The 18,127-nt window shown below is 72.6% G+C and carries 17 protein-coding genes; 9 read left to right on the forward strand and 8 right to left on the reverse strand.

Going from position 1 to position 18,127, the window contains the following annotated elements:
- Nucleotides 1–26: 26 nt before the first annotated feature.
- Complete coding sequence (locus tag WME90_RS42580; protein WP_437277822.1) at nt 27–419, reverse strand: hypothetical protein; 393 nt, start codon at nt 417–419, stop codon at nt 27–29.
- Between the two features lie 217 nt (nt 420–636).
- On the opposite strand from WME90_RS42580, the gene WME90_RS42585 reads away from it, so the two are divergent.
- Together WME90_RS42585 and WME90_RS42590 are read left to right on the forward strand one after the other, a co-directional pair.
- A complete protein-coding gene (locus tag WME90_RS42585) occupies nt 637–1,392 on the forward strand; it encodes an HAD family hydrolase (RefSeq protein ID WP_437277823.1) in 756 nt (251 codons plus the stop codon).
- Nucleotides 1,389–2,717 carry a hypothetical protein gene (locus tag WME90_RS42590; RefSeq protein ID WP_437277824.1) on the forward strand — a complete coding sequence of 443 codons (1,329 nt, stop codon included), beginning with the start codon at nt 1,389–1,391 and terminating at the stop codon, nt 2,715–2,717. Before WME90_RS42585 ends, WME90_RS42590 begins: the two co-directional genes overlap by 4 nt.
- Nucleotides 2,718–2,772: 55 nt before the next feature.
- On the opposite strand, the gene WME90_RS42595 is transcribed toward WME90_RS42590, so the two are convergent.
- Nucleotides 2,773–3,219, reverse strand: coding sequence for an acyl-CoA thioesterase (locus tag WME90_RS42595; protein WP_437277825.1), 447 nt, complete (start codon nt 3,217–3,219; stop codon nt 2,773–2,775).
- Nucleotides 3,220–3,366: 147 nt separating this feature from the next.
- Here WME90_RS42595 and hpt point away from each other — a divergent pair, with 147 nt between their 5' ends.
- Both hpt and WME90_RS42605 read left to right on the forward strand, forming a co-directional pair.
- Entirely contained in the window at nt 3,367–3,888 is a 522-nt protein-coding gene (gene hpt, locus WME90_RS42600) for a hypoxanthine phosphoribosyltransferase (protein ID WP_437277826.1), read from the forward strand.
- Nucleotides 3,885–4,214, forward strand: a complete 330-nt coding sequence (locus tag WME90_RS42605; RefSeq protein WP_437277827.1) for a tetratricopeptide repeat protein — start codon at nt 3,885–3,887, stop codon at nt 4,212–4,214. The genes hpt and WME90_RS42605 overlap by 4 nt, the downstream gene beginning before the upstream one ends.
- 39 nt (nt 4,215–4,253) lie before the next feature.
- Here the strand turns inward: WME90_RS42605 and WME90_RS42610 are convergent, their stop codons facing one another.
- From WME90_RS42610 to WME90_RS42620, 3 genes are all read right to left on the reverse strand, one after another.
- Entirely contained in the window at nt 4,254–5,636 is a 1,383-nt protein-coding gene (locus WME90_RS42610) for a replication-associated recombination protein A (protein WP_437277828.1), read from the reverse strand.
- On the reverse strand, nt 5,633–6,265 hold the full coding sequence (locus WME90_RS42615) for a TlpA family protein disulfide reductase (protein WP_437277829.1): 633 nt from the start codon (nt 6,263–6,265) through the stop codon (nt 5,633–5,635). Before WME90_RS42615 ends, WME90_RS42610 begins: the two co-directional genes overlap by 4 nt.
- Nucleotides 6,266–6,389: 124 nt before the next feature.
- Nucleotides 6,390–7,088, reverse strand: coding sequence for a YggS family pyridoxal phosphate-dependent enzyme (locus tag WME90_RS42620; protein WP_437277830.1), 699 nt, complete (start codon nt 7,086–7,088; stop codon nt 6,390–6,392).
- A gap of 785 nt (nt 7,089–7,873) precedes the next feature.
- Here WME90_RS42620 and WME90_RS42625 point away from each other — a divergent pair.
- Nucleotides 7,874–8,323: a hypothetical protein gene (locus WME90_RS42625; protein WP_437277831.1), complete on the forward strand. Its 450-nt coding sequence runs from the start codon at nt 7,874–7,876 to the stop codon at nt 8,321–8,323.
- Nucleotides 8,324–8,518: 195 nt separating this feature from the next.
- On the opposite strand, the gene WME90_RS42630 is transcribed toward WME90_RS42625, so the two are convergent.
- Both WME90_RS42630 and WME90_RS42635 read right to left on the reverse strand, forming a co-directional pair.
- Nucleotides 8,519–9,022, reverse strand: coding sequence for a cyclic nucleotide-binding domain-containing protein (locus WME90_RS42630; RefSeq protein ID WP_437277832.1), 504 nt, complete (start codon nt 9,020–9,022; stop codon nt 8,519–8,521).
- 172 nt (nt 9,023–9,194) lie between these two features.
- Nucleotides 9,195–9,629 (reverse strand): GNAT family N-acetyltransferase, encoded by a 435-nt coding sequence (locus tag WME90_RS42635; protein WP_020741352.1) that lies wholly within the window; start codon nt 9,627–9,629, stop codon nt 9,195–9,197.
- A 175-nt stretch (nt 9,630–9,804) separates the two neighbouring features.
- On the opposite strand from WME90_RS42635, the gene rpe reads away from it, so the two are divergent.
- Nucleotides 9,805–10,518, forward strand: coding sequence for a ribulose-phosphate 3-epimerase (gene rpe, locus WME90_RS42640; protein WP_437277833.1), 714 nt, complete (start codon nt 9,805–9,807; stop codon nt 10,516–10,518).
- On the forward strand, nt 10,515–12,062 hold the full coding sequence (locus tag WME90_RS42645) for a hypothetical protein (protein WP_437277834.1): 1,548 nt from the start codon (nt 10,515–10,517) through the stop codon (nt 12,060–12,062). The genes rpe and WME90_RS42645 overlap by 4 nt, the downstream gene beginning before the upstream one ends.
- A 419-nt stretch (nt 12,063–12,481) precedes the next feature.
- Here the strand turns inward: WME90_RS42645 and WME90_RS42650 are convergent, their stop codons facing one another.
- Nucleotides 12,482–12,787, reverse strand: coding sequence for a hypothetical protein (locus WME90_RS42650; RefSeq protein WP_437277835.1), 306 nt, complete (start codon nt 12,785–12,787; stop codon nt 12,482–12,484).
- 1,461 nt (nt 12,788–14,248) lie between these two features.
- Here WME90_RS42650 and WME90_RS42655 point away from each other — a divergent pair.
- Together WME90_RS42655 and WME90_RS42660 are read left to right on the forward strand one after the other, a co-directional pair.
- Complete coding sequence (locus WME90_RS42655) at nt 14,249–17,524, forward strand: hypothetical protein (protein ID WP_437277836.1); 3,276 nt, start codon at nt 14,249–14,251, stop codon at nt 17,522–17,524.
- Between the two features lie 5 nt (nt 17,525–17,529).
- Nucleotides 17,530–18,126 carry a hypothetical protein gene (locus tag WME90_RS42660; RefSeq protein WP_437277837.1) on the forward strand — a complete coding sequence of 199 codons (597 nt, stop codon included), beginning with the start codon at nt 17,530–17,532 and terminating at the stop codon, nt 18,124–18,126.
- The last annotated feature ends 1 nt before the right edge of the window (nt 18,127 follow it).

Here is an 18,127-nt window from a genome sequence, read left to right on the forward strand (position 1 = left end):
AGCGCCGGGCGGACGCGGCGTCGGGCTCAGTTCTTCGCCTTCGTCAGCAGGATGGTGCGGCCGTCGCCGATCTCCCAGCGCAGCGTCTGATCCGTGGCGAAGCGGAACTCCGCTTCATCGAGCCCGCCCTCCGGACGGAGGAACGCGACGGTCACCTGATCCCCGTCGACCTTGCTCACCTTGAAGGTGCCGCTGCGCGGCGTCTCCGCGGGCACGGTCACCGTCACCTTGCTCCCGTTGAACTCGAGCGCCGTTCCCTTCACCCATCCGGTCGCCTTCGTGAGCTGCTCCACAGGAGCGTTCTCGATCGCGTCGCCATACCAGCGCCCCTGCAGGCGATCGCGAGGGGTCTTCGAGCAGCCCGCCACAGCGGTCAGCGCCATCGCCAGGGCCAGAGCGGTCTTGATGCGGTTCTGCATGGGCCTTCCTTCGGAGCCTCGAGGGGTCCCGATTTGGAAAATCCTATGAAGAACGGAATGGATTGGCCAACAATGTAGGATGTTTCGGCACACTTACCGCCGGGTCACAGGGCCTGGCGAGGGGGTGGGCGCCTCGGCTTCTGGGAAGGGCGAGTTCGCGCTACGGTGCCGCGCGAGGAGCCGCGCGGAAGATGCGCGTTTCCGCGGCGCGACGACATTGAGCACGCTGTTTTACGAGAAGCGCCTCGTCCCTCTCGAGCGGACGCGGCTCCTGGGATCCATCGTCGAGCGCGCGGCCGACCGGTCGGCGGGGCCTCCGGTGATCGTCTTCGATCTGGACGGCACCCTCATGGACAACCGGCCGCGGGTGGTGGCGATCCTCCACGAGCTGGCGGAGGAGTGGCGCCGCAAGCACCCCCACGCCGCGGCCCTCCTCGAGCGCGCGTCGCCCGACGGCATCGTGTACGGGTTTCAGGACAACCTGCAGCGGCTCGGCATCCATGACGAGGCGCTCCACCTGCACGCGTTCGATTTCTGGCGGGCCCGCTTCTTCAACGATCCGCACATCCGGCACGACGTCGAGGTGCCTGGCGCGAGCCAGTACGCGCGCGACTGCCACGCGGCGGGGGCGACCCTCGTGTACCTCACCGGCCGCGATCTGCCGAAGATGGCGCTCGGCTCGTTCGCGAGCCTGCGCGACCTCGGCTTCCCCATCGGGGTCATCGGCACCGAGCTCGTCGTGAAGCCGAGGTTCGAGATGCCCGACACAGAGTTCAAGCGGAGCGTCGCGCCGCAGCTCTCGCGGCTCGGGCACGTCATCGCGGTGTTCGACAACGAGGCGGCCAACTGCAACCTGCTGCTGGGCTGCCATCCCCGGTGCGCCGCGGTCTTCCTGGACACGCAGTGCGCGCCCGACCCGCCGCCGCTCGATCCGCGGGTCCACGTGATCCACTCGTTCGAGCGGGAGCCGTGATCGACGTCCGCGCCGGAACCGTGATCCCCACGCGCGTCGCCGCGGCCTTCCTGCTGCTCGCCGCCGCCGCGTGCGAGCCGTCGCGCCACCAGCCCGTCGATTTCGTGGAGGCCGGCGCGAGCCCGAACGCGAAGATCCTTCCCGCGCCGCTCGCGAACGAGACGCCGGACCTGCTCGACGCCTCCGTCGGCGAGGCGACCGCGAAGATCATCGCCGACGACTACGGCCGGCTCATCATGTCCGAGGCCAGCTCGCAGTCGCCGCTGCCGCTCGCGCCCGCCACGCCCCTGCCGGAGGACGCGCTCTCGCCCCGCGAGCTCCCCGGCGTCACGCTCGAGGCGGCCTTCCGCTTCCGCGACGTGCCGCAGGCCCTCAAGGCGCCCGAGGTGGCCGCCGCCGGCATCCACGCGGCGCAGAAGCTCACCGAGCTGACGTGGAAGATCGAGCTCGCGGAGACGGGCCGCATGCGGGTCCTTTTCACGTCGCGGGCGCTCCCGCTGCCCGTGGGCTCCGAGCTCCGCGCGCGCCACGATGTGTACGGCGAGGTGTTGCTCTGGCCGTCCCTGACCCAGTACCGGGTCGTGCCGCCGGGGGCGCTCCGCACGCTGCTCGGCGAGCGGCGCGTCGACGTGACGCCGCTGTCGACGGGCTCGGCGCGTCCGGTCGGCGACGGCAAGCGGCTCGAGGTCGACGTCCGCAAGGTCGAGGTGCACGCGAGCCTCGGCGCGCTGTACATCGAGCTCGGCAGGGTGCCCGAGGCCGGCGACGGGGGGCCGCTGCTCTGCCGGGCGCTGCTGGAGATCCTCGGCGTGGATCCGAAGTCGCCCGAGTGCGTGGCGGGCGAGGTGCCGCTCTACGCGAGTTATGCCTGGCAAGGCGGCGGCGGCATCGCGTTCGAGGCCACGTCGATCGCGCGGCGAACGGACCTGACCTCGACCGACATGCTCATGCCGCCCCCGAGCGCCGCGTACGCCGCCGCCGGGCTCCCGTCAGCGCAGGGCGGCGTCTTCCTGACGCGCGACGAGCTCGCGGCCATCCGAGCAGAGCCGCTCCAGCTGCCCGCGAGCGTCGACCCGGGCGCGCCCGGCGAGGGCTTCGTCGCGGTCAACCAGACCGACGCGCTGCTCTACCTGCTCGTCGACGGCATCCCCGCGGTCGCCGTGCCGCAGGCGAGCGAGCGCTACGTCATCGGGCCCCAGCGCGGGCGCTACATCGTCCAGTGGCGCACGTTCCTCGGCGAGCGCATCGAGCCGCCGCAGACGGTCGAGATGCCGGCGCGCATCGTGCGCAGCGGGGCCGAGGCCGGGGCGGCGGACGGCGACTGACGCGACGGCGGCGGCTGAACCGGAGGCGGCGGACGGCGCGGCCAGGCCCCCTGCCCTAGCGATCGGCCGTCGTCTCGGGGCTCGCCAGGAGCTGGACGATGTCGTCGGGGATCCGCGTCAGCGTCAGGTTCGACCCAAGGCACGCGAGGAGGATGTCGCCGTCGCAGATCACGTCCTCGCCCCGGAGGATCCGGTAGCTGAAGCGCGCGGTGACCCGCTGGACCTCGCGGCAGGTCGTCTCGACAACGAGGTCGTCGCCGAACCGCGCGGCCTGGCGGTACTTGATCCGCAGCTCCGCGACCGCGAGGTGAAGGTCGCGCCGCACCATCTCCTCGTAGGAGAGGCCGCGTCGCTTCAGCCAGTCGATGCGGCCAGCCTCCAGGTAGATGACGTAGTTCGCGTGGTGGACGATGCCCATCAGATCCGTCTCGCAGAAGCGGACGGACAGCGGGGTGCGCGAGGTGAGGTGCGGGGGAGCGTCGGGCAGAGAAGGGAGCGGCATCGCGGGCGGCGCAGAGACTACCCCAGTTTCGACCGGGGCAGCAGCAGAGCGACCGCGCGATCCGGGCCGCGCGATCGGGATCGCGGCGTGGCGCGGGAGGCCTGCCTCGGCGCTGGTGGCGCGGGCGCCGCGATGTTAGCGGGCACCATGGCGAATGTCCGGACGCTCCTGTCCGCCGAACAGATCGGCGCTCGCGTGCGCGACCTCGGCGCGCAGATCACCCGGGACTACGCGGAGCGCCGGCTCGTGCTCGTCTCCGTGCTCAAGGGGAGCTTCGTGTTCACCGCCGACATCGCGCGCCACATCGACCTCCCGGTGCGCATCGAGTTCCTCGGCGTGCGCAGCTACGGCGAGGGCACGGCCTCGACCGGCGTCGTCCAGATCACGCAGGACCTCACCCGCCCGATCGAGGGCGAGGACATCCTCCTCATCGAGGACATCGTGGATACGGGCCTCACGATCTCGCACCTGCTCCAGCTCTTCCGCACGAGGATGCCGAGCAGCGTGAAGGTCTGCGCGCTCCTGCACAAGCCGGCGCGCGCGCGGGTCGAGGTGCCGATCGACTACCTGGGCTTCACGATCGAGGACAAATTCGTGGTCGGCTACGGGCTCGACTGGGCCGAGCGCTATCGGAACCTGCCGTTCATCGGGGTTGTGGAGGCGACGTGAGCAAGCGGCTGCTGATGCTCGAGAAGATGACCCGGGATGGGTCGAAGGATCCGTTCCACTGGTACGCGCTCGCGCTGGAGTACGCGGGGCAAGGACGCCACGACGACGCGCTCGCCACGTTCGGAGCGCTCCGGGCGATCGATCCGAGCTACGTGCCGATGTACCTCATGTGCGGGACGATGCTGGTGAAGGCGGGCCGCCTGGACGAAGGGCGCGCCTGGCTGGCCGACGGCATCGTGGTCGCGCGTGGCAAGGGAGATCAGCACGCGCTGAGCGAGCTCCAGCAGGCGCTCGCCGGCGCGGGCGGCGACGACGACGAGCCGTGACGCCGTGAGGGCGGCGCGCGGCGGAGCTCGGGCCGCGCCTTAGCCGCCCTCTCCTTCGCCGCGGACCCGGCGAAGGCGCTCGCCGATGGTCCGCTCGTAGCCGCGGTCTGTCGGCTCGTAGAACCGGCTGCCCGCGAGCGGCTCGGGCAGGTAGGTCTCGCCCTGCGCGACGCCGCCCGGCTCGTCGTGCGCGTAGCGGTAGCCTTCGCCGTAGCCCTCGTCGCGCATCAGCCGCGTGACCGCGTTGCGCAGCGTGAGCGGGACCGGGAGCGCGCCGTGCTCGCGCACGGCGGCCTGCGCCGACTGCCAGGCGGTCTTGCAGGCGTTCGATTTCGGGGCCGTGGCGAGGTAGAGCGCCGCCTGCGTGAGCGGGTAGAGCCCCTCCGGCATGCCCATGCGCCGGAACGCGGCGTCCGCCGCGACGGCGATCTCCAGGGCGCGCGGGTCGGCGTTGCCGATGTCCTCGGAGGCGAAGATCATCATCCGGCGCAGCAGGAAGAGCGGGTCGTCGCCGGCCTCGATCATGCGCATCAGCCAGTAGATGGCGGCGTCGGGATCGGAGCCGCGCATCGACTTGATGAAGGCGCTGATGACGTTGTAGTGCTCCTCGCCGGCCTTGTCGTAGAGCAGCGTCTTGTGCTCGCTCGCGCCGGCGATGGCCTCGCGCGTGATGGTGGACGCGCCCGCGCGCGCCGCCTCGTCCGCGGCGATCTCCAGCGTGGTGAGCGCCCTGCGCGCGTCGCCCTGCGCGAGCGCCGCGATCGCCGAGAGCGCGTCGTCGTCGGCGGCGACCGCGCCGGCGAGCCCGGCGGGCGACTCGAGGGCGCGGCGCAGGAGCTCGACGAGCTCCGAGGCGTCGAGGCCCTGGAGCCGGAAGACCTTGCACCGCGAGAGGAGCGGCGCGTTGACCGCGAACGAGGGGTTCTCGGTGGTCGCCCCGATCAGCGTGATCGTCCCGTCCTCGACGTGCGGGAGGAATGCGTCCTGCTGGGCCTTGTTGAAGCGGTGGATCTCGTCGACGAACAGGATCGTCCGCTTGCCCTCGTACGAGCGCGCCGCGCGCGCCTGCGCGAGGATCTCGCGGAGCTCCGGCACGCCGCCCAGCACGGCGTTGAAGGGGACGAAGCGGGCGTTCGTGGTGTGCGCGACGACGCGCGCCAGCGTCGTCTTTCCGGCGCCCGGCGGGCCCCACAGGATCATGGAGGGGATCCGGTCGGCCGCGATGGCGCGAGCGAGCAGCTTGCCCTCGCCGAGGAGGTGGCCCTGGCCGATCATGTCCTCGAGCGAGCGCGGGCGCATGCGCTCGGCGAGGGGCACCGTGGCCTTGAGCTCCGGCTCCCGCTGCCGGGCGGCGTCGAAGAGGGTCGGCTCGTCACCTGCGGGCCGCCGTCGGGCGCCGCCGCCGCCCCGGGGCGCGCTCATTCGAAGGCCGACCGCGCGCGCGCGGGCCGCTCCGAGAGGAGGATCTCGACGGCGCGGCGCGCGCTCGCCGGATCGCGCCCGACCCAGCGCACGGTGCCCGCGTCGTCGATGACGAACGTGAGGGGGACCTGGGCGACGCCGTAGGTCCCGGTGAGCCGCTGATCGAGGTCCGCGACGATGGGGAACGTAGCGCCGAGCTCGAACGCGGCGGCCTCCGCGGCGGCCTCGGAGTCGTCGACGTTCACGCCGATCACGGCCACCCCGTCCGCCTTGCGGTCGCGCCAGAGCCGGTCGAGCGCCGGCATGGTCCGGCTGCACGACGCGCACCAGGACGCCCAGAAGTCGATCACGGTGACCCGCGTCCTCCGGGTGCCGGGCACGCCCACGGTGACCGCCGCGGTCGACGCCGCGTGGAACTCCGGCGCGGCGCCCCCGACGAGCGGGTGGCGCAGCGACGCGGGCATCGCGCCCGGCCCGCACCCGAGCGCGAGCAGCGCGCACGCGGCGGCGCCGCCGGCAGCGATGCCCGAGCCGAGGCGCGACGCGGCCGACCTCGCCGTCGCCACGAGCGCCGCGCGGACGCCGACGCCGATCGAGGAGGGCTTGCTCGCCGCCTTCGCCTGCACCACGCGGGGGAGTCTAACGTCCCGGCGCGGCTTGTCCGAGGGCCCGGAGGAAAATTCGTCGGGGCCTCGCGGCAGCGCCGCGTCCGCTTCGGCCGCGCCGGGGCTGCGGCGCGCGGCGCGGCCCGCGTTATCCGCGGGCTCCGAAGATGGCGGTGCCGACGCGGACCCACGTCGCGCCTTCCGCGATGGCTGCCTCGAAATCGTGCGACATGCCCATCGAGAGCTCGGGCAGCGCGGCCCGGCCGCCGTGCGCGTCGCGCAGGGCGCGCAGCTGCGCGAAGAACGGCTGGACGTCGCTCGGGTCCTCGAGGAACGGCGCGATGGTCATCAGGCCGATCGGCCGGAGGTGCGCGCACCGGCCGACCGCGCCGAGGAGCGTCGCAAAATCGCCGGGGGCGCAGCCGCCTTTCGAGGCCTCGTCGCCGACGTTCACCTCGAGCAGGACGTCGAGGGTGCGGTTGAGCGCGGCCGCGCGCCGATCGAGCTCCACGGCGAGCTCCTCGCGGTCGACCGAGTGCACGACCTGCGCGACGCGCGCGGCGAGCTTCGCCTTGTTCCGCTGGAGCTGGCCGATGGCGTGCCACACGATCCCGTCGAGGTCGGCGAGCGCCTCGGCCTTCTCGACGAGCTCCTGCGCGTAGCTCTCGCCGAAATCGCGCTGCCCGGCGGCATAGGCGGCGCGGATGGCCTCCGCAGGCTTCCCCTTGGACACGGCGATGAGCCGCACCTCCTCCGGCCCGCGCCCGGCCCGCACCGCGGCGCTCGCGATCCGGCGCCTCACCTCTTCGAGCCGCGACGCGACGTTCCCCAGGTCTTCAGAAATCACGCCGCACGATACCGCGAGCTGCCGTCGTGGACACCAGGGCGACGCCCTGCGCCGGACCCATCGGCGCAGGGCACGGCGCGGAGGGAAGTGTCGGATCCAACCGCCCGAGCGGCGTGCCAGAGTGTGCCTGAGCACCGCGTCAACCGCGGACCCATCGAGGCACTTCCCGGCTATTTCGCATGGCATATTGATTGCAATGCTTGGCGTACCCGCCATGCGAAGCCTGTTGTTCCTTGCTCTGTTCCTCGCGGTCGGATGCTTCAACCCGCAACCCGACCTGCCGATCGATGACAGGGATCCCTATCCCTCGGGGGCGTCGAGCGGCACGGGGGCGGGCGAAACGGTCGGCAGCTCAGGTTCGGGTGGTAGCGGCACGGGCGCCAGCAACGGCTCTTCCGCGAGCACCGGCACGGGTGGCGCTGACCCGGTTGGCGCTGGCGGTGGTGGCGCTGGCGAGGCGGGCGGCGGGGGTGGTGCCGGTGGCGCCGACGGCACGGGTGGTGCCGGCGGTGCGGGTGGCGACAGCGGCACGGGCGGCGCGGGTGGTGCCGGTGGCGCGGGTGGTGCCGGTGGCGCGGTCGGCGAGCCCTGCGGTGAAGGGGGCGCTGGAGAGGTGGGATGCCGCTGAGCGAGCCCGCGGCCCGGGCCTGACGGCGGCGCCGACTCAGCGGCGAGGGCGAGCGAGAGGAAGCGGGCGACGGATCGCGCTCGAAGAGCGTTCCCACGGACCAGGGCGCCGCGCAGGCGGGCAGGGAAATGCGCAGGGTGCTATGAGGAGGGAGCTTATGCGCCAGCTTGTCGTCCTTGTGTTCGGGGTCGTCCTCGCGGGCTGTGGCTTCAATCCACAACCCGAGCCTCCTTCTGAGGGCATCGGGTGCGGTGATTGCAGCGACCCCGGCGCGACCGGCGCAGGCGGGGGCGACGCCAGCGGTACCGGTGAAGAGGACGGAATGAGCGGCGGTGGCCTCCTGCCGGATGCGGCCGGATCGAGCACCGGCAGCTCAAGCGGGGCCGGCAGCACGGGCGCGGGCGCAGCCGGCCCGACGGGCGCAGGTGGTACCGGCAGCGCGAGCCCCGACGCCAGCGCGGGCGGCGCAGGCGGCGGTGGTGCGGGCGGCGCGGGTGGCGCAGCCAGCGGTGGTGGTGGTGCGGGCGGCGCCGGTGGCGCAGGCGGCGGTGGTGCGGGCGGCGCGGGTGGCGAAGCTGGCGGAGCGACAAGTCAAGACAGCGGATGAGGCGACGGAGGGGCCTAGCGCCCGCAGCCCTGGCGCTCGACGTCGCCCGACGCGGCGGCGCTGGCTCTCCCCCCGGCACGTCCGGGCGACGGCCCCCGAAGAGCAGCAGAGGGCCTCGGGAGCGCCGCCGCAGCGGGCTGTCTGCGGCGGCCGCCGCGCGCCGTCAGCCGTGCCCCGCGACGCGATCGTGCAGGCTCAGATCCCGGGTCGCCGTGGCCGCGCGTACTCGTCGAGCATGTTCGCTACCAGCTCGGCGAGCAGGCTGTCCGCGACGCGGAGGCGGCGCGACATCTCGCGCGCGATGTTCAGCACCAGCAGCGTGTACGACTTGAGATCGCGCCGGTAGAGGGCGTCGAGATCATGCGCGGTGACGCGCAGCAAGCGGGACGGGGCGATCGCTCGGACGGTCGCAGAGCGGGGCATCACGTCGAGGATCGACATCTCGCCAAACCAGTCGTTCGGCCCCAGGACAGCGACCCGAGCCTCGACGTCGCGCTTCGACCGCTTGAGCACTTCCATCTCGCCCGCGAGCAGCACGAACATCTCGCGGCCGTTGTCGCCCTCGCGAAAGGCGACGGCCCCCGGCTCCAGATCGAGCAGCTCGAGCGCGTCGGCGAGGCCCTGGAGGACGTGATCGCCCAGGCCTCCGAACAGGCCGATGTCGCGCAGCTGCACGACCAGCTCAGGGTTGCGGTTCACCTGGATGCACCGAGGGCGCCCGCGGCGACCGTCCTGCCGGTTGACCCGAGAACGCCTACCACCACGTCGTGCACATGCCCGCCTTCTCGCATCGCTTCACCTCGCGGCTCCGAGCAGATGTACCCCGTCGAGAGCGTACGCCGCAACACGAGCCTGCTCCGCGCGATCCGCCCTAGAGATCTTTGGTGAACACGATCCGAGGACGTCCAGGCCCGGCGTAGTCCTCGACCTCGGCCGCTGACCAGCCGACCGCGGCGTGGAAGCGCACCGAGCCCTCGTTGCCCAGGGTCGTGATCGCCTTGAGCTGCCGGCAGCCCTCGCGGCGGCAGTCCTCCTCGAACGCTGCATAGAGCATCCTGCCGACGCCGCGGCGGCGGTAGTCAGGGTGAATGCCGACGAGGTGCACGTAACCGATCGCCGCGTCCGGGCACCTGAACCCGAGCAGGAAGCCGACGAGCAGCCCGCGATCCTCGACGACGCGGGCGAGCCTGCCGAGCTCGTAAAAGAAGATCGGGTGCGCGAGCGCGCTGGTTGGGCCTGCCCACCACCGATCGATCTCGCCCACGATCCGGTCGTAGTCGGGCTTCGTCAGCGGCCGTGTCTCCATGCATCACCTCACTCGAACGGTTCGGATCCCTGCCTTCGATCTGCAGCGTCCGCGCGCACGACAGCGACGTCTCGCGCAGACCTGCGCAGCCTAGCAGCCGCGCCGGCCTCCCCGTAAGCGCGCTCGTGGATGTCCCTGGCTAGCCGCCGCGCGTCACGCCTGCTAGCGCTACTCCGTGCGTCACGAGAAAATCATCGTCGCTCCGTCGATCTTGTCGGCTGACTTCGGTCGTCTCGCGGAGGAAGTCCGGGCCGCTGAGGCCGCTGGCGCCGACTGGATCCACGTCGACGTGATGGATGGCCGGTTTGTACCAAACATCACGATCGGGCCCCTCGTCGTTCGCGCCGTTCGCGCCGCGACGCGTCTTCCCCTCGACGTCCACCTGATGATCGTGGAGCCCGAGCGCTACGTCGCCGAGTTCGCGGCCGCCGGCGCCGATCGGATCTCGGTCCACGTCGAGGCGTCGCCGCACCTGCACCGGACGATCCAGCAGATCAGGGACGCAGGCGCGAGCCCGGGCGTCGTGCTGAACCCGCATACGTCGGAAGAGTCGATCCGGCACGTGATGGGGGACATCGACCTGGTGCTGGTGATGAGCGTCAATCCCGGGTTCGGCGGCCAGCGGTTCATCCCGGAGGCGCTCGCCAAGCTGCGGAGCCTGCGCCAGGCGATCGATCGAGCGGGCCTGGACATCGCGCTCGAGGTCGACGGCGGCGTCGCGCCGTCGACCGCCGGGCAGGTCATCGCCGCCGGTGCGCGGGCGCTCGTCGCGGGCTCGGCCGTGTTCGGCGCCGTGGCGCCGGGCGAGGATCTGCCGTTCAACGCGCGGGTCGCGCGCTACGCGGAGGCGATCCGCGCGCTCCGCACGCCCGCCAAGGAGCAGCCGTGATCCGGCGCGGGGTCGTAGAGGCTGCCGCGGCGAGCCCGGCGCGCTGCGCGGCGAGCCCGGCGTGCGCTGCGTCGAGGCGCGGCGGCCGGCGCGGCGCGCCGCTCGGGGCGGCGGCGCGCGCGGCGGCCAGGCCCGTCGGGGGCGCTCTGCTGATCGGGCTGGCTGCGCTCGCGGGCTGCACGCCGGCGACCGCGCCTGCGGCGCCGCCGCGAGCGCAGGCTTCGGGGCGCCCTGCGGCGTCAGCCGCACCTCCTCCGGCTGGGGGCTCGGGCCGGGTCGACGAGGGGGAGCTCGACGAGGACGAGGCTCGCGTGACCGGCGACGAGATCGCGCGCGTGCTCGCGCGCGTGGCGAAGGCGCGAGGCCTGCCGGTGCACCGCGAGGTGCGGAGCCGCGTGCTCGCTCGCGGGGAGATCCTGAAGCGGGTCCGCGCGCACGTGGAGCGAGAGATCCCCGACGGGGTGCTCGATCATCAGCGCGAGGTGCTCGCGGCGCTCGAGCTCATCCCGGCCGACTATGACTTCACCGCCGGGATGTACCGCCTGCTCGAGGGCCGCATCGCGGGCTTCTACGAGCCGGAGGACGCGACGATGTACCTCGTCGACGATCTCAGCGACGCCGAGGCCGAGGAGACGCTGGCGCACGAGCTCGTCCATGCGCTCCAGGACCAGAGCTTCTCGCTGGGGAGGCTGCTCGACTTCAAGCTCGGCGACAGCGATCGTCTGGCGGCCACGCACGCGCTCGTCGAGGGCGAGGCGATGAGCGCGATGTTCGATGTGCTGGTCGGCTCGGCGTTCCAGGTCGACGAGTCGATGCTCAGGAAGCTCGTGGCGATGTCGACGGCGCTGTCGTCCGTGGGCGACACGCCGCTCGTGCTGCAGGAGTCGCTGGGCGCCCCGTACACGGACGGCTTCGCGTTCGTGCAGGCGCTGCGCCGGGAGGGCGGATGGGCCTCCGTCGACGCGGTCTGGCGCGCGCTGCCGGAGACCACCGAGCAGCTGCTCCACCCCGAGAAGCTCGCCGCGCGGGAGCCCGCCGTCGCGGTGGCGGTCCCGACGGCCGCGGCGCTCGGTCCAGGGTTCCGCGTCGTCTTCGACGACGTGATGGGCGAGCAGGCGCTGCGCATCGCGTTCGCGGCGTACGCCCACCGCGATGCGGCCAACGGCGCGGCGGCGGGGTGGGGTGGGGATCGGTTTGCCGTGGCGCGGCGCGATGATCCGGAGGACCCGTCGCGGCGAGAGTTCGCGCTCGCGTGGCGGCTGCGGTTCGACAGCGCGGCCGACGCGGCAGAGGCGGGGAAGGTGATCGAGCGCCGCTTCGGAAAGGCGTGCCGGCGGCGGGCGTCGCTCGGGCCGATCGCGTGGACGGCGCGAGGGAGCGACGTGGCGATCGTGGCAGGACCGTATGCGCGGCGCGGGGGAGGGGAGGTCAGCGCGGTGGGGACGTGTGCGGGCGCGACGAAGTGGCTCGCGGAGGTGATGAAGGGCGGGGTAGGGGCCGAGGCCGCAGGGACGGCAGCGACGGCGGCGGGAAGGGAGAAGTAAGGGCGGGGGGCAAAGGGCGGTGGGGGGCGCAGCGCCTGGCCGGGGCTGACGAGTTCGAGTGGATCGAGGCGCATCGCTTTATCAGCGCGACAGCGGATGACCGCAGCGCGGTGATGGGGCCGCAATGGGACAGCGGCCGGCCTCGCCTCATCGCAGCGGTTGGATTCGCCGTCGGCGCCAGAGATCTCGGATGAGCTCCGCGCGTTCTCGTCGTTCGTGCGCTGTGAATCCGGACTCGAGAATGCTGACGAATGCCACGTCATCCCCGACGGTCGCGGCGCGGCTCGGCAGGGGAAGTCCGCGGGGGAGATGGCTCGCGCGGCGGGCGGTGCGCCTGTATCGTGAGCTGGCGGTCAGCCTCTGCCATGGCCACGCAGCTCGAGACCAAGAAGCGCGAGAAGCGCTCGTCGGACGCGGCCTCACGGCGTAAGGCTCGAGGCACCCGCGCCGACGGGGCTGCCGTGGAGCTCGCTGCGGAAGCGCGAAGCGCGGGCGCGCGGGCGGGAATGCCGCTCTACCTCTCGGGAGGTCGGGGCGACGAGGCGCGCGAGGGCGCGCGGGCGGAGGAGCGCGCCGAGGAGGAGCGCGCCGAGGAGGAGCCTCGCTCGGGTGAGCGTGCCCGCGAGGCGGACGCAGCGCCGCCGGTGCGGGCCGGCGGCGACGTTGAGCCTCTGCGAGAGAGCGCCACCCCTGCGCGCCGCCTGCTCGCGCACGAGCTGAGCCACATCCTCCAGCAGGGGTCGGCACCGGCGCCCACGGCAGCGGCGGCCGCTGCCGCCGTGGCGGGGACCGCCACGACAGTGGCTCGACGCGGCGAGGAGCAGGCCAAGCCGCGGCCCCCGCAGGAAACGTCGCCCGCTGTGGCCGAGGAGCAAGGCCGATCGCCGGCGGCGCCCCATGCCGGTGCGTCGGGCGCCGCGCTTGCAACGCCGGGCGCGGCGGCTGCGGAGGCCGTGGGGGGCAAGGCAGCGGTCGAAGCTGCGGCGGGCGGCTCGGTGGAGGCCGCCGCCGGCAGCGCCCCTGCGGCTCAAGAGGTGGCGGTGCCAGAGGGGGGCGGCGCCGCGGAGAGCGCTGGCTCCACGGGCGACGCTGCGGGGGGCACGGAATCCGCGGGCGGTGCAGAGGCTGCACCCGCCGAGACGGGCGGCGGCGAAGCGCGAGCAGGCGGCGAGGCGCCTGCGGGCGGCGAGGCGCCTACGGGCGGCGCGGCGCCGGCGGGCAGTGAGGCGCCGGCGGGCGGTGAGGCGCCGGCAGGCGGCGAAGCCTCCGGTGGCGAGGAGGCCGAGCCGGCGATGGACGCGGAGCCGGCGGTTGCGCGCGAAAAGCCTGCAGGCGGCGCGCCCCCGCCGGTGCCGGCGGGCGCGCCCGCCGCGCAGACCGCGTCCGCCGTGCAGCGAGAAGCCGCGCCAGCCGGGGCCGGTGGGGGCGGAGAAGCCGCGGAGCCCGCCGGGGCGCCGCCGGAAGCCGAAGCCTCGCAGGCACCGACGCCGGCCGAAGGCGGCGCCGCGCAGGGAGCAGCCGGCGACGGCCCAGAGCCCAGGGGTGAGGCCGCGCCCGCACCGGACGAGCGTCCCGAGCCACCTCAGCCTGCCGCGCTTGCCGCGCCGCAGGCTGCGGCCGAGACGCCCGCCGCGCCTCTCGAAGCCGAGGGGAGCGCCCCCGCCGCAGAGGCCCAAAGCACCGCGCCTGCCGAGGGCGCAGCGCCTGCCGCCGAGGGCGCCGCGCCTGCCGCCGAGGGCGCCGCCGACCGGTCCCCCGCCGTCTCCATGCCCGCGGAGGCTCCGGACAACGACGCTGGCGGCGGCGGAAGCGGAGGCGGAGGCGGAGGCGGCGCAGCCGTGCAGGATCGCCCGCCGCCTCCGGCCCCCCCGATCCCGCAGGACGACCCGGCCGCGGCGCTCGGCGCCGTGGCCCACCTGCCGCCCGCGCAGCTCCAGGGCGCTCTTCGCAGCGTCTCTGCTGCCGCCTCCAGCTCGGTGGCGGCGCAGCGCGCGGAGCTGGCCGAGAACGCGCCGCAGATGGCGGCACCCACCGGCTCGCCGCTCACGCGCGAAGAGGCGGGCGCCGACGAGCCCCCTCCGGCCGAGGGCGGCTCAGCCACCGTGGAGCGCGCCCCCGAGGGCGAGGCCACCGTCGCGTCAGCGCCCGAGCCGCTGCCGCCCGAGCCCCCGCAGCCCGTGGCCGCCGTGGCCGAGCCCATCGCGCCCGCGGGCGGCCAGGTCGACGCGGCCTCGATGAGCGAGGCCCTGCGCAGCTTGCCCGCCACGGATCCCGGCCTCGACGTTCCCGCCGGCCCACCGCCGCGGATGGTGCTGGAGGGCAACGCCGACCCGGCGCGGGTCCAGGCGCAGCGCGCGGCGCTCGATCAGCGCGCCGGCGAGGCGCACGCACAGGGGCGCGCGGACGCGTCCGCGCCGCTCGGCGAGGGGCGAATCTACCCGAACGTGCCACGCGAGACGCTGCGCGCCGAGGTCGGCGGCGCAGGCGCAAGCGGCGGCGCTGGCGCGAGCACAGGCGGCAGCGGCGGTGCAGGCGGCGGCGGGGCCGAGGAGGCGATCTCTGCGATCGCGGAGGAGGAGCGCGGCGGCGAGGTCCGCGCGGCCGTGGGCTCGGCGCGCGTGGCCATGGCGGCGCGGCGGCGCGAGCACGGCGAGCGTTCGGCGGAAGAGCGGGCGCGGGCGCAGCAGCAGATCACGGCCGCCGTCGCGCAGAGCGCGGGCGAGCAGGCCGCTGCGCGCACCGAGGCCCAGGCCGACGCACGCGCGCAGCGGCGGGCGTGGACGCAGGCGCAGGATAACCTCGTCCGGGACGCGGGCCGGGACGCGGGCCGGGCGACGGCGGACGCGGGCCGCGAGGTGACGCGCCACGAGGCGGCGGCCAACCGCGAGGCGGCGGGCCACGTGCAGCAGGGTGAGCACGAGGCGGCGGCGGCGCGGCGTCAGGGTGAGCGGGAGGCCGCCGAGCAGCGCCGGAGCGCGCAGCAGGAGTCGAGCGGCGTGCTCGGCTGGATCGCCAACCAGGCGCGGGCGTTCTTCGAGCGGGTCAAGCAGGGCATCCGGGCGGCGTTCGAGCGAGCGCGGGCGGCGGTGCGTGCGGCCATCCAGGCGGCGCAGCGGCTCGCGGCCGCGGTCATCGAGCGAGCGCGGCAGGCCGTCGTGGCGGCCATCCGGCGCGTCGGCGACCGGCTCATCGCCATCGGCGATCGCGTCCTCGCCGGCTTCCCCTCGCTGCGCGACCGCTTCCGTCGCGCCGTGCGGGAGGGGGTCCTCCGCGCCTGCGCCGCGGTCGATCGCTACGCCAACCGCCTGCGCGACGGCGTGCAGCGCTTCTTGAACCTGCTCGGCCGCGGCCTCGAGGCGGCGCTCGGCCTGCTCGAGCGCGGGCTGCTCGCCGCGGTGGACGCGGTGAACCGCTCCGTGCAGGGCGCGATCCAGTTCGCGCGGTCGGTGGCGGAGGGCCTCGGCGCCTTCATGGCGCTCATCAACGACATCCGCCCGAGCCCGCTCCAGTGGCTGCGCAACCTGGGCCGCTCGGCGCTGGACGGCGTGCGCAACCACCTGTGGGGGGCGTTCAAGCGCGCGGTCAAGCAGTGGTTCAACCAGAAGGTCGAGGGCCTGCTCGGCCTCGGCCGGTTGATCTGGAACGTGCTGCGGCGCGGGGGGATCGACTTCGCCCAGATCGCGCGGATGGCGTGGGGCGCGATCAAGGCGGCTATCCCGCCCGCGTTGATCCAGCTGCTGATCGAGAAGCTGGTCTCGGCGCTCGTGCCGGCGGCGGGCGCTCTGTTGACGATCATCGAGGGATTGCGCGCGGCCTGGGGGTCGGTGAGCCGCGTCATCCAGGCGTTCGGGCTGTTCTTCGCGTTCTTGAGGGCGGTGAAGGGGGGCAACGCGGGGCCGCAGTTCGCGGCGGCGGTGGCGGCGGCGGCGGTGGTGGTGATCGACTTCGTGTCCAACTGGCTGCTGTTGCGGCTGGGCAGGGCCGCTGGGGCGGTCGCGGGGCGGGTGAGGGCGCTGGCGCAGCGGATCGGGGCGCTGGCGCGGCGTGCGGCGGGCGCGGCGCGGCGTGCGGCGGGGGCCGTGCGGCGGGGCGCGGGCCGGGCGATGGCGGCGGCGCGGCGGGGGCTTGCGCGGGCGGGGGCGGCCATCCGGCGCGGGATGGGGGCGATCTACCGGCGCCTGCCGCGGGGGGTGCAGCGGTTCTTGCAGGGGATCCAGCGGCGCGTGCAGGCGCTGCGCGAGCGTTACCGGCAGTGGCGGGAGAGGAGGAAGAAGAGGCGCGAGCAGGATGTGCAGGCGCGGGTGGAGCGCGTTCAGCGCGAGTTGCCGCCAAAGATCGAACAGCTGCTGGCGAGGAAGCCGGGACGCCTCCAGGTCGTCGCGCGGCTTGCGATCTGGCGTCTAGCCTATCGACTCCGACGGCTGGCGATCGAGGGAACGAGTGGAACGGTCAACTTCGTCGCTACCGTTAACCCGGACATCCAGGTCGCCAAGGGGCATGTATACCCCTGGCAAGATATCGTAAAGCTTATCGACGAAGTGGCGGAGGAGCTGTTCAAATCTGGTCCCTCCAAAGAGCAAGCTCGGGGTCCTGGAGCTGGAACCAACGCGGATCCAGTTGATATGCGTCAAGCGGAACATCCGACGGCACTGGCGATTCAGATGGCACACGGTAGCACCGACCCTCCAACATTCTACCGGGTTGGGACGGTCAGGAACGGTGATCAGGTGGCCCATGTCGACATCAGGCATGATACCCACGATAAATGGGGGGACGCGATCTATGCCCCGTCGGCTGCGCGGGATAGCGGGGCGCGTAGTTATGAAAAACTCCACGATGCGCTAGGGGGCGTCAACGCAGCGAGCGCGTTCGAGGCGATGCTGAAAGGCCGAGATGTCAACGACGCTGCGTTTCTTGATGCGAAGAAACGAGGCGCGCTCGGAGAGGCCTTTGGTCTGTGGTTCGGCCGGGAGGCAAGCCCACGTTCCGAGAGACCGCGTGCGACCCGTGATCTACTCTACTCCGGAATGCTCACGCAGCTCATGCTGAACAATGGTTTGACAATGAGTGAAGCGATGGGGCCGATCGGAAAGGGCCTGCATCCTGCGGCCTTTGCGGGCGCGCAAGAAGGGGCTCGGGGCGCGCTGATGCTCGCACGTGGAGAGCGTGTGGCGAGGTACGAATGGCTGGAGAAGGAGATTGCGCGAAAGGGAAATGTTGCCAAAAATAGTCCGCGTCTCGCGACCGCAATCTCGAAGGAGCTAGAGCCTCTTTTGAAGCAGAAGCAGGCATACGATGAGCGCATTCGTCGCGAGAAGGAGACGCTCAAGCGCTGGTTCATGGCCAACCAGATGACGGTGTCTGAAGGGAGCAAGCCTTCGGACGATGACATCAAGAAGCATATTCGTGACAAGCTGATGGTGTTGTGGCAGCGAGGCGATGCGGCTAGCACCGAGGGGTAATGCGCATGACGGACAGTGCTCGGCATGATGAGCGCTCGGAGGAATACTTGATTCTCGAGATGGATCTCACGAGCCGATCAGGCTTTGGTGATGCTGTTCGGGAAATGGGCCTGGAGCTGCAACGTACGGTCGAGAAAGATCCGAAGACCGGATCCTACGAAGAGATCTGGGCCACGCCGGATAAGCGCGCTGCCATCAACTATGTCGAGGACGCGATCTCCAGGCAGACATTTCTCTGGGTTCGTGCCGCTCGCGTCAAAGAACTGGTGCATGAGATCAAGAAGCGACTCCCAGTGTATGAATTCGAGGACCTCGCCGACGAGGCGTGGTCAGATCTGTTAATCCACGATCAGCGCGTTAACGTGGTTAACAGGCTCGCCGTCATCTGCCCGAAGTTCAACGAAGAGGTACTGCGTATCTTCAGAGACTATCTATCCATGCCCGACCCTCTCCTCCGTCAAGCCACGCTGTTCGCGATCGCATATCGGAGCTGGCCGGAGGTGCTGCCCCTCGTCGAGGAAGTCGCCGCGAAGGATCCGGACGAGCAGGCCCGTTCCATGGCCGCTCGCATCGCCGCCAGCCTGAAACAGCGCCCATCCTGAG

The organism is Sorangium sp. So ce375 (assembly GCF_051473855.1).
In the GTDB taxonomy this organism is placed as follows: domain Bacteria; phylum Myxococcota_A; class Polyangia; order Polyangiales; family Polyangiaceae; genus Sorangium.